This is a genomic window from Micromonospora sp. NPDC049662, assembly GCF_040675055.1.
GTDB lineage: Bacteria > Actinomycetota > Actinomycetes > Mycobacteriales > Micromonosporaceae > Micromonospora.
This window is the reverse complement of record NZ_JBFAOC010000094.1, coordinates 1-14,756: the sequence shown is the minus strand read 5'-3', so window position 1 is coordinate 14,756 and position 14,756 is coordinate 1. Positions and strand designations below refer to the sequence as shown.

Genomic DNA, 14,756 nt, shown 5'->3' with positions numbered 1-14,756 from the left:
CCGCAACCAGCTCCTCGACGTCGGACGCGAGGTCGAGAGCGCCGTGGACCTGGGCCTCCACGTAGTCGTCGAGCGCCCGACCGACGGTTCCCGGCAGGCCGGCCACCGGCGTGGGATCGAGCACCACGGTCGCCGTGGCGCTCTGCGGCGGCACGCCCGGCTCCGTCGGCGCGTCGGTGTACTCCGCGACGAACACCGCGGTCAGGTTGTCCGCGCCGCTGTGCCCACCGTCGAGGAAGGTGGGGATGGTGCCCGAGCAGCCGGTCGCCGTGGAGAGCGGATGCCCGTGCTCATCGTGGCCGAGCACGTAGGTGACCTTCACCCGCGAGCAGTCCACCGGAAGGTCGTCGGTGACCTTGATTTCGTACGCGACCGTCTGCCCGAACTGGAAGGGCTGCCCGGCCACCGGGGCGACGAACTCGATGACCGGCGCGGTCGGCCCGACCACCAGCGGCAGGGTCGCCGAGGCCGAGCGTCCGGTGCGGTCGGTCACCTTCAGCGTCGGCGTGTACGAGCCGTTCTCCTGGAACGTCCACGACGGATTGGGGTCGGTGCTGTCCACCGAACCGTCCGCGTCGAAGTCCCACGCGTAGCTCAGCTTGTCGCCGTCCGGGTCGGTGGTGCCGGCGCTGGAGAACGCGACGGTCAGCGGGGCCTGCCCGACGGTCGGGGTGCCGCTGATCTTCGGGATCGGCGTCCGGTTGCCCCGGACGAAGTCGATCCGCGACAACTGCGCGTCCGGGTTCTCGGCGAAGTAGCCGTCGCCGTACTCCAGGACGTAGAGCGCGCCGTCCGGACCGAACTCCATGTCCATCGGGTTGTCCACCACGATCGACGGCGCCACCGGCCGGATGTCCGTGACGTCGCCGTCGGCGTCGAGGCGGAACTCCTTGATGTAGTCCCGGGTCCACTCGTAGAACAGCGGCACCCCGTCGTAGTAGGCCGGCCACCGGGTACGCGACGTGCTGGTCCCGTCGTAGTCGTACGCCGGGCCACCCATCGGGGCGATGCCGCCGGTGCCCAGCTGCGGGAACTCGGCCGAGGCGGCCGCCGAGTACCAGACCTGCGGGGCCTCGACCGGCGGCAGCACGCGCTTGCCCGTGTTGTGCGGTGAGTCGTTCACCGGGCGCGTGCAGTTGAACTTCGGACCGGACTCGCCGGTGGCGAAGTCGTAGTCGCGGTAGGCGATGGTCGGCGTCACGCAGTACGGCCAGCCGTAGTTCGCCGGCTTGTCGACCACCATCCACCGGCCGTGCCCGGCCGGCCCGCGCTGCGGGTTCGCCGTGGAGGCGTCGGGGGAGTAGTCGCCCACGTACACGTCGTCGGTGCGCCGGTCGACCGCGAAGCGAAACGCGTTGCGCAGCCCCATCGCGTAGATCTCCGGTCGGGTCTGCGCGGTGCCCGGCTTGAACAGGTTGCCCGCCGGCACCGTGTACCCGCCACCGGACTTCACCTTGATGCGCAGCAGCTTGCCGCGCAGGTCGTTGGTGTTGGCCGCGGTGCGCTGGGCGTCGTACGCCGGGTTCCGGTCGGCCCGCTCGTCGATCGGGACGTAGCCGTCGGAGGCGAACGGGTTGGTGTCGTCACCCGTCGACAGGTACAGGTTGCCCTTGCTGTCGAAGTCGATCTGGCCGCCGACGTGGCAGCAGATCCCCCGGTCGGTCGGCACGTCGATGATCTGCTGCTCGCTGGCGAGGTTGAGCTTCATCCCCTCCAGCTTGAACCGGGACAGCCGCAGCGCGCCCTTGAACCGCTGCCAGTCCGCCGCGGTGCCGACCTCCGGCGCGTCCCCCTCGTTGACGTCCGGCGTGGCCGGGTCGTCCACCGGGGTGTCCATGGGTGGTGAGTAGTACAGGTACACCCACTTGTTCTGGGCGAAGTTCGGGTCGATCGCGATGCCCTGCAACCCCTCCTCGTCGTGCTGGTACACGTCGATGTCGGCGGCGAGGGTGTTGAGCCCGGTGCGCGGGTCGTGGATGCGTACCTCGCCGGTCCGGGAGGTGTGCAGCACCCGCAGGTCGGGCAGGACGGCGAGGCTCATCGGCTCGCCCGGGAAGTCGTTGAGCGTCACCTTCTGGAAGCTGCTGTCCGGTGGCGGAGCCGGCGCGGCGGTCGCCGCCGTCGTCGGCGCGACCAGGCCGGCGGTCACCAGGAGCAGGGCGGACGCGAATGCGGTTCTGTTCATCAAATAGCCCTTCACGGTGCTCAGTACCGGAGCGAGGCGAGATAGTCGAAGCCGACCCGGGCGGTCTCGAGGGCGTCGGCCGGCACCCGCGGCGAGGTGCCCGCGTCGTCGCGCTCCACGATGTACTCCTCGATGCCCGCCTCGCGCTCGTGGGCGAAGATGCGACCGAAGTCGATGACGCCGTTGCCGAGATCGGCGAAGCCACCCTCGACGTCCAGGTCCTTGACGTGCACCTGACGGATTCGCCCGCGGTTCTCCCGGATGACGTCGACCGGGTCGTGCGCTCCCCGCCAGGTCCAGTAGAGGTCCAGCTCGAAGTGGACCAGCCGGGGATCGGTCTGCCCGGTGAGGATCTCGAAGCCGGTCGAGCCGTCGGTCAGCGGCACGAACTCCAGCTGGTGGTTGTGGTAGCCGAAGTCGAGGCCCGCACGCTCGGCGAGCCGGCCGGCCTGGTTGAGGTCCCGGGCCAGGGCCCGGTAGATGGCCGGGTCCCGGTACGGGCGGCCCTCGGCGTCCCGACCGAAGTACGGGTGCACGATCTTCTTGGAGCCCAGCGTGTTGGCGTCGGCCAGGGCGCGTTCCCAGGTGGCGGCGTCGAACGGCTGCGGGATACCGGTGTGCCCGGAGGTGGCCCGCAACCCGGCGGCGTCGAGCGCGGCGCGGAACTCCGCGGCCGTACGCCCGACGAAGCCGGCGTGCTCCACCCGTCGGTAGCCGATGCGACGCAGGGCGGCGAGGGTGCCCGGCAGGTCGGCGGCGAGCTGGTCGCGCAGGGTGTAGAGCTGGATGCTGATGCGGTCCACCGGCACCCGACGCCGGCCGTGGGACTGACCTGCGGCGGCGGTGTCACCGGCGGGCGCCGCGTTGGCCGGGCCGGCGAAAAGCCCGGCAGCGCCGACAGCGGCGGCGGAGACGGTCGCGGCGCGGAGCAACCCTCGCCGACTGACCGACTCGGACGCCCCGGTCGACTCCGAGCGGTTGGCCTGGTGATCCATGGTGGTGGTTCCTTCCTGACGGATGGCGTGCCGTCGGCAGCGGTCAACCGGCTGCCCGTACCGGGACGCGCCGAACCGGCCGGAGATGTGCTCCGGCGTGGACGGTGTGGACGACGCGTTATTCCGCGGTCGGCGACCCTCTGGGCGGACCGCGGCCGACCCCGGCAGGGGCGGCAGGCAGGCTGATCGACGAATGGGCAACCCTCTATCTGGAAAGCGACCCTACCCTTGACCATGGACAAAGGCAAAGCTCCCTCACGATCAGCAGAAGTTTCGCTCCACCTGACAAAAGTCCGCCCACCAGGTGCGCGACCCCAGACTCCACGCCCCGCACCCGCCGCGCCGATCTTGCACTTTCTGCGCCGACATACCGGACTTGCCTGCCGATAACGGCAACCGAAAGTGCAAGATCGGCGCGACGGGTGGGGTGGGACCCGGGACTTGCTCCCTCGGGCGGGCTCAGCTGCTGCTCGTGGGTTGTGGGGCTGCCAAGATCCGCGCAACATCGGGGATCTTGCTGCCTCCCGCCGGCCGGAGGCAGCAACATCGGGGAAGTTGTGCGGATCTTGACCAGCCCAGCCCAGACCGGCCCGCTCCGGCCGGTCGTGTGCCTGCTGCGTCAGTCGTGCACCTAGGGCGATAGGGGCGGGAGTGGCGGCGGCGTGGTCGGACCGGACGTTGCGGGTCGGCGGGCATGCGGGCGGCCGGAGAGCACCCACAACCGGCAGTGGTGCGCTTTCTCGGCAAGCGGCTCAGTGGCGGAAAATGCGTCGATAAATGCGCTCGCGATTATCTCCGAATGCCCTGAATGCTCCCGTCGAGGCGGCCAGAATATGAGTGAGGGAAGCCGAAAACGGGGGGACTGAACATGACGTCTAGGCGGCGATTGACGCTGTTGGCGGTAACTGTCGCGGCCGCACCGCTCGTGTTGGGCGGGTGCACCATCGGTCGGGACCCGGTGGCCGGGCCGGCCAAGCGGCACGCCGCGCCGCCGGAACTCACCGTCACGCCGGGCGACAAGACCCGCGAGATCCCGGTCAGCGCCGAGGTCGGCACGGTGGTCAAGGGCGGACGGGTCACGGCTGTCCGACTCACCGACGACAAGGGCGCGCAGGTCAAGGCGGAGCCGCGTGAGGATGGCTCGGGTTGGGTGCCGAGCGCGCCGCTGCAGCCCCGGCGCACGTACACCGCGGAGGTGACGGCGACCGGCGACTCGGGTGCGACGACGACGCGGACCACCACGTTCACCACGATGGCCACGTCGACGAAGCCGCAGGTGACCAGCACGCTCTATTTCGTCGGCAACCGGACGTACGGTACTGCCATGCCGGTAACGGTGGCGTTCGACCCGGCAATTCCGAAAGAGGCCAGGGCGGATGTGCAGCGCCGGTTGTTCGTGAAGACGAATCCGCCGCAGCCGGGCACCTGGTCGTGGCTGGACGACGGGAGTCAGGTCTATTACCGGGCACCCGATTTCTGGCGACCCGGGACGACGATCAGCGTCCGGGCCGGTCTGCAGGGGCTGCCGATCGGTAAGAAACTGATGGGGGACGCCGAGCGGACCGCCACCTCGAAGATCGGCAAGCAGGTCTCCTTGGAGATCGACAACGCCACGAAGCAGATGTCGGTGCTGCGCGACGGCAAGCTGGTCCGCCGGATCCCGGTCAGCCTGGGCAAGCCGAGTACGCCGAGTTCCAGCGGCAAGATGGTGATCATGGAGAAGCACGAGCGGACCACCTTCGACACCCGGGGTGAGCCGAACGGCGGCTACGTGGTCGACGTCGACGACGCCCAGCGGCTCACCTGGGGCGGCGAGTTCATCCACTCGGCGCCCTGGTCGGAGGGCGAGCAGGGCTACACCAACACCTCGCACGGCTGCGCGAACGTCTCCGCCACCGCCGCCGACTGGCTGATGGGCGTGACCCAGGTCGGCGACCTGGTCACCGTCAAGGGCACCGAGGTCGAGTTGCAGCCCGGCAACGGCTGGACGGCGTGGAACGTGAGCTGGGACGAGTTCGTCAGGGGCAGCGCGTTGCCGGTGCCTCCGGGGCTCAAGCCCGCGCCGGCCGCCCCGGCGCATCCGGGGGCGGTCGCCGGTGGGTCGCCGGCCCCGGCGCCCTCGGTGAGCGGCCGCTGACAGACACCCTTCGGGCCGGTCCACCCACGCGGTGGGCCGGCCCGCTCGCCTTCGCGGGGGCGGGGACCGCCGCCGTCGGGGCCGGCCGCCGCCCGGGGGCGTCGGGCGCGGGCCAGGCTCGTCACCCCAGGGGTACGCGGGCCACGCCGGACCCGGTGAGGCTGCCCAACCAGAGGTGGTCGCCGTGCTGTCGTACCCCGGTGATCATCGAGTAGTGCCCGGCCGGGCCGTGCAGCGTACGACGGACCGTGCCCTCGCCGTCGACGAGCGCGACCAGCCCGTAGCGGCGTGGCTGCGGCTGCATGGCGTCGGGCAGCAGCGCGGCGAGCTGGCGCAGCCGTGGGTGCGGCAGCAGCCGTTCGGCGAGGGGCACGCGGGGGCTGGGCAGGGCGATCCAGTACGTGCCGTCGCCCACGGCGCAGAGATTGTCCGGGTACGCGGGCAGGTCGGCGAGCACCCGCACCCCGCCGCTCAGCTCGACGCGCAGCAGCCGGTGGGTGGTGGTCTCCACCAGCATCAGCGCCGACTCGTCGGGCGTCAGGGCGATGCCGTTGGGAAAGTACAGCCCCTCGGCCACGACCTCGGTGCGCCCACTGCCCGGGTGGTGGGCCAGCACCCGGCCGTTGGGGCGGTGCTCCAGCAGGTCCCGTTTCCAGTGCGAGACCGGAAACCGGTCCGACGAGTCGGTGAAGTAGACGGTGCCGTCGCGGGCCACCGTCGCGTTGTTGGCCAGGTGCACGGGCGGCGCCGTCCCGGTCAGCTCGCGGACCGTTCCGTCCGGCGTGACCCGTAGCAACCCGCGGTACGCGTCGCAGACGACCAGGGCCTCCCCGGACGGGTCCAGCTCGATGCCGAGCGGCCGGCCGCCGGTCTCGGCCAGCAGCCGTCCCCGGGTGCCGGCCGGCGCGTCGACCGGCCACCACCAGAGGTTGCCGTCCTCGTCGCCGCTGACGACCCGACCGGACGGGTCCACGAGCACGTCCTCGGGCCCGACGGCGCCTTCGGGAAGGGGCAGGAGGTCGACCTGGTCGAGGCGGCGATCGGTGGCCGCCCACACGCCGCGAAGCGGAGGCGGGACGGTGGCCGGTTCGCGGACGGGCCGGATCAACCGTGGCGGCCGGGGGCGGGGGATCACCATCGCCCCATTCTCCGACGCTGATGCGGGGCGTGCCCGGTACGGCGCGCCACCTGGTCGTTCGGCCGACCCCGACGCCCCTGGCCTCCACCCTCGGGCGGATGAGGGGAAGCCTGGGGGATGACCCTGGACGTACCCGGAATCACTCCCCGGACGGGCGAAACTGTCGGTGGTGGGGGCTAGATTTCAGGGCATGGAAGAGCGCAGCGACCGGATCGACGTGCAGGTCAGCGTGGGTGACCAGGCGGTCCAGGTGCGGGTGGCCGGTGAGGTCGACATCGCCACCGTGGCCGTGTTCCGGTCCGCGCTGTGGTCCGCGCCGGCGCGTCCGGTCGTCCAGCTCGAGCTGTCCGGGCTCCGGTTGCTCTCCGCCGCCGGGGTGCGGGCCCTGCTGGCCGCGCATCTGCGCGTCCGGGGCCGGGGCGGCGAGCTGGTCGTGGTCGATCCGACGCCGGTGGTGGCCCGCGTGTTGCGCGCCACCGGCCTGCACCGGGTGATGCCGATCCTCGAGCCCGCCCGGGTGGTCGAGGCCGCCCGTCGTGCGGCGCCGGCCGATCTGGCCGTGCCCGTCCGCCGTCCGCCGGCCGCGCCCGGTGACCTGGTGCTGGCGGCCTGACCCTGACCTGGCCGAGCGCCGAGCGGCCGAGCGGCCGAGCGCCGAGCGGCCGAGCGCCGTTGAGGTGCCGAGGCGCGGGGCCGTCTGACTGGACACGCCGTGACCGAAGGCCGGGGGGCGCTGACGTGCTAGGCAGCGGGGCCGTCTGACGCCGACCTGCTGTCGCCCGGGTCTGACGTGCGAAGGGGCCGCCCGGCGTCGAGCCGGACGACCCCCGCGAGGTGTCGGTCAGCGCACGCCGAGCAGGTCGACGATGAAGATCAGCGTCTCGCCCGGCTTGATGACGCCGGCGGCGCCACGGTCGCCGTACCCCAGGTGCGGCGGGATGGTGAGACGCCGCCGGCCGCCGACGCGCATGCCGGCCACGCCCTGGTCCCAGCCGGCGATGACCTGACCGCCGCCGAGCGGGAACTCGAACGCCTCGCCCCGGTTCCACGACGAGTCGAACTCGCCGCCCGTGGAGTGCGACACGCCGACGTAGTGGACGCTCACCAACTGGCCGGGCTCGGCCTGCGGGCCGTCGCCGACGGTGATGTCCTCGATCACGAGGTCGGCCGGCGGCGCACCCTCGATCGGACCCACCTCGGGCTTGCCCGATCGGGCGCCTGCTGCCTGGTTCATGCGGGATCTCCTGCCGTGTTGCGGTGATGTGTCCGGTCACCGTCGATCCTGCCGGATCGCCGACGGCCGATGTACGCCACACCCGTGAACCGACCGCGGATGATCGACACGGTTCCCCACGGGCCCACGGGCGCACGCGCACGTTCGCGGGCGTCACCCCGGAGGGTGACGCCCGCGTCGGAGGGGCTCACCGGAGCCAGGGCGCCTGCCGGACGATCGGCAGCTTCGCCCACACCTTCCCGAGGCCCCAGGTGTCGCCGGCGTTGACCAGCGCCAGGGCGGCCAGCACCGCGGCGTAGATCAGGTGGTCGTCCATGAAGAGGTTGTTCTCCGGGGGCAGGACGGCGGTCCACATGAGGACCAGCAGCAGTCCGCCGGCTACGGCCGCGACCCGCATGCCGACACCGAGCAGGAGCGCGACGCCGATCCCGGCGAGGCCGACCATGAACAGCCAGTCCGCCCAGGCGGCGCCGGCGATGTTCGTGTACATGTCCTTGAACGGACCGGCGACCCCGAAGGTGAGGAAGCCCTTGGTGGGGCTGCCCCCGTTGATCCAGGCGTTCTTCGACTCGGTCTCGTGGCCGAGGCCGAACAGCTTGTCGAGGAATGCCCAGAGGAAGATCCAGCCGAGCGCCATCCGGGTGCCCGCCAGGACGTACCGGGCGGCCTTTGCTCGGGTGGTGTCGGTCGCCGCAGCGGGGGTCCCGGCGGTGGTCCGGTCGATCGTCGTGGTCATGGTGTCCACGTCCCTTCTCAGCCTCGCACCGCGCTTCCCGGTGGCACCTCCAGTGGACGCCCTCGGCCCCTCGGGGCGGCAGGGCCGACCGGACCGCACCGGCCCGGGACCTTGGACCCCTGACGGCTGGGCCGGGTGGCACCGCGGCGGGGTGGTCGGCCGTCGGGCCGCGCGCTGACCCGTACGGACGCTCGGCTCACGGCCGGTCCGGCTCGATCCGGGCCGTCACGTCGAGGTGCGCGGGTGCGCAGCCGGCCGTCGTGGCGAACCGGCGGACGGCGGCGTGGACGTGCTCGCGGACCCGCGCGGCGGGGGCGTCGCTGCTCAGGTCCACCTGGACCCACACGTCGGGTCGCGGTGGCGGGCCGGTGAGCACGACCCGGGCGCGGCGTACCCCGGCCGCCCGGACCAGGTCCCGTTCCAGGGCGCGTACGAGCACCTCGGTGGCGAGCCGGGTGCGACCGGGACGGTTCCCGGCGTGGCTCAGCATGCCCCGCAGGGGCCGGTCGGGTCGGCGTACCGTCCGGTGCAGCAGGCGCTGGCCGGCGACGGCGGTCAGCAGCCCGGCCACCGCGGCGGCCAGGGTGCTCCAGGGCGTCGCCAGCCGCCACGCGTCGACCAGGCCGCCGCCGAGCAGGACCGGGTCGCCGCCCGACAGCGCGCCGGCGCCGATCGTCAGCGCGGTCGCCCCACCGGCCACCAGCAGCAGCGCGACGATCGTCCACAGCAGGCGATGTGCGGCGTCGGTCATGCCGGTCCCCGGGAGGGCAGCAGTCGGATCTCGACACGGTCGACGCGCGGCCGGGCGAGCCGGCGCAGCTCCTGGCGCACGGCGAACTCGACCTCGGCGCGGGCCGCGGGGTCGCCGGTGGCGTGCAGCCGGGGCCACCACCGGTCGCCGTGCCGTCGGACGCGCACTCTCGTCCGGCGTACGCCCGGCACGGTGTCCACCGCCTCGGTCAGTCGACGTTCCACACACCGTCGGCGCAGGTGCCAGCCGTCGCGTTCGTCGACCCGCAGCCGGACCGGCGTCCACCGACGCAGTTGAGCGGCCAGGACGACGAGGCCCAGCAGGACGGCCGCGCCGGCCGCCACCCGCACGCCCGGATCGGCCCAGCGGGTGCTGGTCAGCGCCTCGTACCAGCCGGGGCGGACGAGCAGCGGCGTCGGTACACCGAGCGTCACCAGCAGCGCCTGCGCGGCCAGCAGGGCGCCGCCGGCGAGCAGGACCACACCGAGCAGGAATGAGGCAGCCCGGTTGACGGTCGCCATGGTCAGCTCTCCCCGCGTGGTCGAGGGGCGGAGAGTGGCCTCGTCCGAGCCGGGCACCACGAGATCCCGCACCGTGATCGTCACCGCGACGACGGTGTGGCCGGTGTCGGCGTACACCCGGTCGGCGACCGCGCGCCGGACCGCGTCGGCGACGGCGGGCAGGTGGTGTCCGTACTCGGTGATGAGGTCGAGGTCGAGGCCCACGGTCCGGTCGTCCACGCGGACGGTGACCGGTCGGACGTCGCGGATGCCCGGCACCCGGCCGGCGGCGGCGACGGCGCTCCGACCGACCTGCGCTGCCGCGTCCGTGTCGCGGCGCGGTGGTTCGGCGCCAGGCAGCGCGTCGCCGGCCGGCGTGGCCCGGGTGGAGGTGGGCCGCCCGGGAAGCCGGTGGTGTCGTTCCGCCCGATCCGTGGTCGGTCGACGGCGGATGGTCGGCTCGCCGGCCGGTCGCGGGTGCCGGGGCCGGCGCGGATGCTCCCCCTCGCGTCGGCGGGGACGCGGCCCGCTCGCGGCGAGGGCGCCGAACCGCAGCTGTCGCGACATGCTCCGACCTCCCAGCCGATCCGCTTCGGGCGACCTCGCTGGATACACCCCGGCAGGTCGACTGGAACGCGACAGCAGTGTGATACAGGTCACAGTCGGCTGCCGACGTGGCGTGGTCCGTGTCCCCTTCACGCGCTTCTACCCGGTTGTAATACGCGTCTGAGGAGGCCGCCATGCGTGTACCCGGGCGCGGCCAGCGGCGTGGAATTGGCGTCGACGCCCTTCCCCGGGGTGGCGACGCAGCCCTGCGCGCCTTGACGTCCGACACCGGCCGGGGCGACGATTCCAGTGACGAATATCGATGACGGGGGTCGTTGATGAGAAATCGGGTTGTCTCGCTGGCCGTCGTGGCGCTCGTCGCCGTCACGGGTGCTCTCGCCGTGGTTCTCCCGGCCTCCGCCGCCAGCGGGTGCGCGGCGGAGCTCCTGGTCTACGCCCGGTACTCGTCGATGCTGCGTGGCGAACTCAGGGTGCACAGTTTCGGTCGGCCGCTCGCGGAGTGGACGCTGCGGTTCCCGCTGCGCTACCCGACCGAGCAGATCAAGAACGTCGAGGGCGTGCGCTGGGAACAGCACGGCGCGCAGGTCACGATCCGTAACCTGCCCGGTGTCACGCTGCCGGCCGACAAGACGGTGTCCTTTCCGTATGCCATGACGCACGGGGTGGTCTGGACCAGCCAGCCGCAGGAATTCACGCTCAACGGCGTCACCTGCACGACCTCCGTGCCCGCGCCTCCGCCCCCGTCGAGCCCACCGCCGACTTCGCCGAGTCCGCGGCCGAGCGGGTCGCCCAGCCCCACCCCCGACCCGAACCGTCCGTCCGTGCGGATCATCAAGCCCGAGGAGGGCGACCACTTCTTCGCCCCGGCCACCATCACCGTGGAAGCCGCCGCCACGGCCGCGCCCGGCCGACGGATCACCCGCGTCGAGTTCTTCGGCTGGGGCAGCTGGTCGGACAGGATCTCGCTCGGCACCGACACCACCGCGCCGTACACCGCACGGTGGCGTGATCTGCCGGCCGGCCTCTACAGCGTGAATGCCCAGGTGTACGACGACCAGGGCGCGACGCTGAGCAGCGAGAAGAGTATTTCCGTGCGGGTGTTGACACCGGGCGAGGAGCGGCAGGCGCCGTACGTCAGCGTGGTCCGCGACCAGCTCTGGGGCATCTCCCCGGTCATCGACACGGCGGCGCCCCGACGCCTGACGCCGCTCGTGCGCACCGGAGCGGAGGCCCGTTGCGTGCAGGGGCGCGGCATCTGGGACGGCCCGGTCGACGCCACCGCCGTGGCCGGGCTCGCCGCACGCGGCGTGCAGGCGGTGTACATCCCCCTCAACGAGGCCTGTTGGCTGGGCCTGTCGTACGTCGACCCCCGCTACGGCGGGGAGCCGTACCGGCAGGAGATCGTGGCGTACACGCAACGGTTGACGACCGCCGGCATCACGCCCATCGTCGCGCTCGCCTGGAGCCACGGCCGCTACACCGGGCCGGGGGCGACCTGCCGGGACGAACGCGCCGTCTGCGCCAAGCCGATGCCGGACGCCGCGTACGCGATTGACTTCTGGCAGAGCGTCGGTCAGGCCATCTTCGATGAGACGGTGGTGTTCGACCTGTTCACGGCCCCGTACCCGGATCGGGCCATCGCCGACCCGGCACTGGCCTGGACGTGCTGGCGCTCGGGCGACCAGGCGTGCGCCGCGCTCGGCTATCCGACGGTCGGCATGCAGCAGTTGCTGGCCGCGCTCCGAAGCGGTTCCCGGAGCGTGGCGCTGGCCAGTGGCCTGAACGGCGGCAACGACCTGTCCCAATGGGCCGCGTACGTGCCGGACGACTGGTTCTACAACGTCGCGGCGGCGTGGCGGCCGACAACGCCCGGGGGCTGCCACCCGCCGACCCTGCCGCAGGCGCCCGTCGTCGTCACGGCCGTCTGCCGCTAGCGCGGCGGCCGGCGGGCCGCGCCACCGGAACGGGTGATCGACCGCCTAGACTCGGCGCGGTTCGACCGACCGGCGGATGGATCAGGCAGATGACGAGCACCGACGAGCGCGGCTGGCTGCGGGCGTTGCCCGCCGATGGTGGACGCGACGCGCTGTTCAGCCGCGCCGGCCACCGGGTGTACGGGACGCGTCGGCTCAGCGAACTGGTGCAGGGGCGTCCGCCGGGTGTGACCGGCAGCCAGTGGGGCTCGGCCAGCCGAACGGCGTTCGACCTCGTGGTCTGCGCGCCCGACACCCAGCGGCCGGTCGTCGCCGTGACGATCGGACCGGTCCCGCTGCCCGGGTCGGCCGAGCAGCGCGCCGAGCGGCTCGCCGACGCCGTGGGCGCGGCCGTCGGCCTGCCCGTGCTGCGCATCGGGTCGCCGACGCTGCGGGCCGCCGAGCACGGCCGGCGTCTGATCGAGTACGTGCTCGACGCGCGCGCCTACGCGGCGGGCGGCACCGGGGACGAGCCCGCCCCGGTGGGTTTCCGCGACATCCTCGGTCGGCTGCCCGACGGGCGGACCGGCCCGGTGAACGACCTCGGCGCGTTGACCCGGGCGGCGGCCGTCGAGGCGTACGTGGCCGGGCAGCTCGCCGACCCGATCGTGCGCGGGCTGCACGTGCGCTGGATCGAGGGTCCGGCGCAGGGATGGAGCTGGGTCCAGCCGCGCCTGGACGGCTGCCTCGTCGAGCGAGTGTCGATCACCGCGCAGCGATTCTCGTGCGGTGTCGACGAGGCCCGCCTGGCCGAGGACCTGGCGGCCGTCGCGATCGGTGAGCGGCTGCGCGTCGCCCGGTCGGCGGACCCGGGCCTGCTCGCGCGTGCGGACCTCACCGCCGAGATCGCCGCGCTGAGCCGCCGCCGCGACGAGCTGGTGGGCGGTTTCGCCTTCGATCACCTCTGCGTGGACTGACCGCGACTCTCCGCTGCCCAAGACCGCTCGGCTCCCGATCCGTTCGGGTGCCGAGCATTTTTCTGTGGGGTGGTTGAACCTTCCCCGTCGCCGTCCCGTACTCCTGCGCGAATGAAGAGGATCTCCCCAACCGCGTCGATCGGGCGCGGGCGACGGTGCGGAAAGGGCATCGTCGGCCGTCGACACGTTACCGGGTAGGTCGCGGTGGCCGCCACCGTGGCGTGCCATCTCACATCCGTCGGTCCGCCGAGGGCAGGAATCCACTACCGGATCGAGAAGGAGAGCAATTCGATGCGCAGGTCCACTCGGGCGCGCCGGTCACCCGGCATCGCGCGGAGCAAGCGTCTGCTGGCCGTTGTCGGCACGCTGGTGGTCTTCGGTGGAGTAGTCGCCGTCACCCAGATTTCGTCGGCCCAGGACCGGCGGACGAACAAGCCCCGGCCCGTCGCCGGGCAATGCGTGGAACCGAGCCCCGGCTCGACCGCGCCGAGCGGCACCTCGACCAGCCGTACGTGGCAGAACGGTCGGTGGGTGCGCAACCACTGGGGTGACGGTCAGGAGTCGGTCGCGGAGTGCGAGGACGGTAAGGACGGCACGGTCGGCACCGGCTCGGCCATCGCCTGTCCGGATGTTCTGTCCAAGCTGCCGCAGGTGCCGGAGCGGGCGCGTGCCGAGGTCGACCGTAACCTCGCGCAGTTGCAGACCCAGATCGCCGAGGCCGACCGCCGGCTCGCCGCCGAGGGCAACAAGGGTAAGGCGTTCATCGACAACGCGATTCTGCGGCCGTTGGCCGACAAGCGTAAGGCGGTGCTGGACCGCATCACGACCGCCATCGACCGGGTCGGGCCCCGCCCGCAGGGCCTGGCGCAACTCGCCCAGTGTCAGGTGCAGCCGACCGGTAACAACAACGGTGGCGGCAACAATGGTGGGAACACCGGCGGCGGTACCAACAACGGTGGGAACACCGGCGGTGGCAACAACGGCGGTGGGAACACCGGCGGTGGCAACAACGGCGGCAACGCTCCCGGCGCTGGCCTCGGTGTGCTGGCCAACAACTGCGACGAGAGCAAGTTGGAGCCGCACAACGGTTTCCAGCTCGGCAACCGTTGCGTGAGCACCGAGTTCGGTGAGGTCGGCGCCGCCGCCAACAACCCGTCGCTGCTGATCACCCAGTTCCCGCAGCAGGTCGGCCGCAACCAGCCCTTCACCCTGCGGGTCAGCACCAAGAACCTGGTCCGGGACCGGTTCCTGGCGGCCGGCCAGGGTGGCTACTACGTGGAGAGCTCGCTGCTCAACGCCCAGGGCCTGGTCCGGGGTCACTTCCACACCGCCTGCCGGATGCTGGACAGCCTGACCGCGCCGCCCGAGCCGCAGGAGGTGCCGGCGTTCTTCGTCGCCACCGAGGACGGCCGCGGTGGCGCCCAGCCGGACGAGGTGACCATCCAGATCCCGGGTCTGCCGGAGTCGGGCACCGCGCAGTGCTCGGTCTGGGCCGGTGACGGCTCGCACCGTCTGCCCATGATGGAGCGGGCCAACCAGACCCCGGCGTTCGACTCGATCCGCGTCACCGTCAACTGACCGGTCGATGAGCGGCCGGCCACCCGGGTGGACAGCACCCCGGGT

General features: G+C 72.4%; 12 protein-coding genes. 5 read left to right on the top strand and 7 right to left on the bottom strand.

What is annotated here, in order from left to right; genetic code table 11:
* The coding region (locus AB0J36_RS33490) for a DUF3626 domain-containing protein (RefSeq protein WP_363661555.1) at positions 1-2,185 on the bottom strand (2,185 nt) is incomplete at its 3' end.
* 20 nt (positions 2,186-2,205) lie between these two features.
* The gene (locus tag AB0J36_RS33485) at positions 2,206-3,180 is read right to left on the bottom strand and encodes a sugar phosphate isomerase/epimerase (protein ID WP_357170445.1); all 975 of its coding nucleotides are present in this window, start codon (positions 3,178-3,180) and stop codon (positions 2,206-2,208) included.
* An 868-nt stretch (positions 3,181-4,048) separates the two neighbouring features.
* Between AB0J36_RS33485 and AB0J36_RS33480 the strand changes: the two genes are divergently transcribed.
* Positions 4,049-5,317 (top strand): Ig-like domain-containing protein, encoded by a 1,269-nt coding sequence (locus tag AB0J36_RS33480; protein WP_357118988.1) that lies wholly within the window; start codon positions 4,049-4,051, stop codon positions 5,315-5,317.
* 121 nt (positions 5,318-5,438) lie between these two features.
* Here the strand turns inward: AB0J36_RS33480 and AB0J36_RS33475 are convergent, their stop codons facing one another.
* Entirely contained in the window at positions 5,439-6,455 is a 1,017-nt protein-coding gene (locus AB0J36_RS33475) for an SMP-30/gluconolactonase/LRE family protein (RefSeq protein ID WP_357399159.1), read from the bottom strand.
* Between the two features lie 190 nt (positions 6,456-6,645).
* Here AB0J36_RS33475 and AB0J36_RS33470 point away from each other — a divergent pair, with 190 nt between their 5' ends.
* Positions 6,646-7,068, top strand: a complete 423-nt coding sequence (locus AB0J36_RS33470; RefSeq protein WP_357399162.1) for an STAS domain-containing protein — start codon at positions 6,646-6,648, stop codon at positions 7,066-7,068.
* A 228-nt stretch (positions 7,069-7,296) separates the two neighbouring features.
* On the opposite strand, the gene AB0J36_RS33465 is transcribed toward AB0J36_RS33470, so the two are convergent.
* From AB0J36_RS33465 to AB0J36_RS33450, 4 genes are all read right to left on the bottom strand, one after another.
* The gene (locus AB0J36_RS33465; RefSeq protein WP_357118979.1) at positions 7,297-7,689 is read right to left on the bottom strand and encodes an FKBP-type peptidyl-prolyl cis-trans isomerase; all 393 of its coding nucleotides are present in this window, start codon (positions 7,687-7,689) and stop codon (positions 7,297-7,299) included.
* Between the two features lie 187 nt (positions 7,690-7,876).
* A complete protein-coding gene (locus tag AB0J36_RS33460) occupies positions 7,877-8,425 on the bottom strand; it encodes a hypothetical protein (protein ID WP_357118976.1) in 549 nt (182 codons plus the stop codon).
* Between the two features lie 196 nt (positions 8,426-8,621).
* Complete coding sequence (locus AB0J36_RS33455) at positions 8,622-9,176, bottom strand: hypothetical protein (RefSeq protein WP_357170453.1); 555 nt, start codon at positions 9,174-9,176, stop codon at positions 8,622-8,624.
* Entirely contained in the window at positions 9,173-10,243 is a 1,071-nt protein-coding gene (locus tag AB0J36_RS33450; RefSeq protein WP_357399165.1) for an Asp23/Gls24 family envelope stress response protein, read from the bottom strand. The genes AB0J36_RS33455 and AB0J36_RS33450 overlap by 4 nt, the downstream gene beginning before the upstream one ends.
* A gap of 317 nt (positions 10,244-10,560) precedes the next feature.
* Here AB0J36_RS33450 and AB0J36_RS33445 point away from each other — a divergent pair, with 317 nt between their 5' ends.
* From AB0J36_RS33445 to AB0J36_RS33435, 3 genes are all read left to right on the top strand, one after another.
* Positions 10,561-12,177, top strand: a complete 1,617-nt coding sequence (locus AB0J36_RS33445; protein ID WP_357399168.1) for an Ig-like domain-containing protein — start codon at positions 10,561-10,563, stop codon at positions 12,175-12,177.
* 89 nt (positions 12,178-12,266) lie between these two features.
* Entirely contained in the window at positions 12,267-13,133 is an 867-nt protein-coding gene (locus tag AB0J36_RS33440; protein ID WP_357118964.1) for a hypothetical protein, read from the top strand.
* A gap of 291 nt (positions 13,134-13,424) precedes the next feature.
* Complete coding sequence (locus AB0J36_RS33435; RefSeq protein WP_357399170.1) at positions 13,425-14,711, top strand: hypothetical protein; 1,287 nt, start codon at positions 13,425-13,427, stop codon at positions 14,709-14,711.
* Positions 14,712-14,756 lie beyond the last annotated feature (45 nt).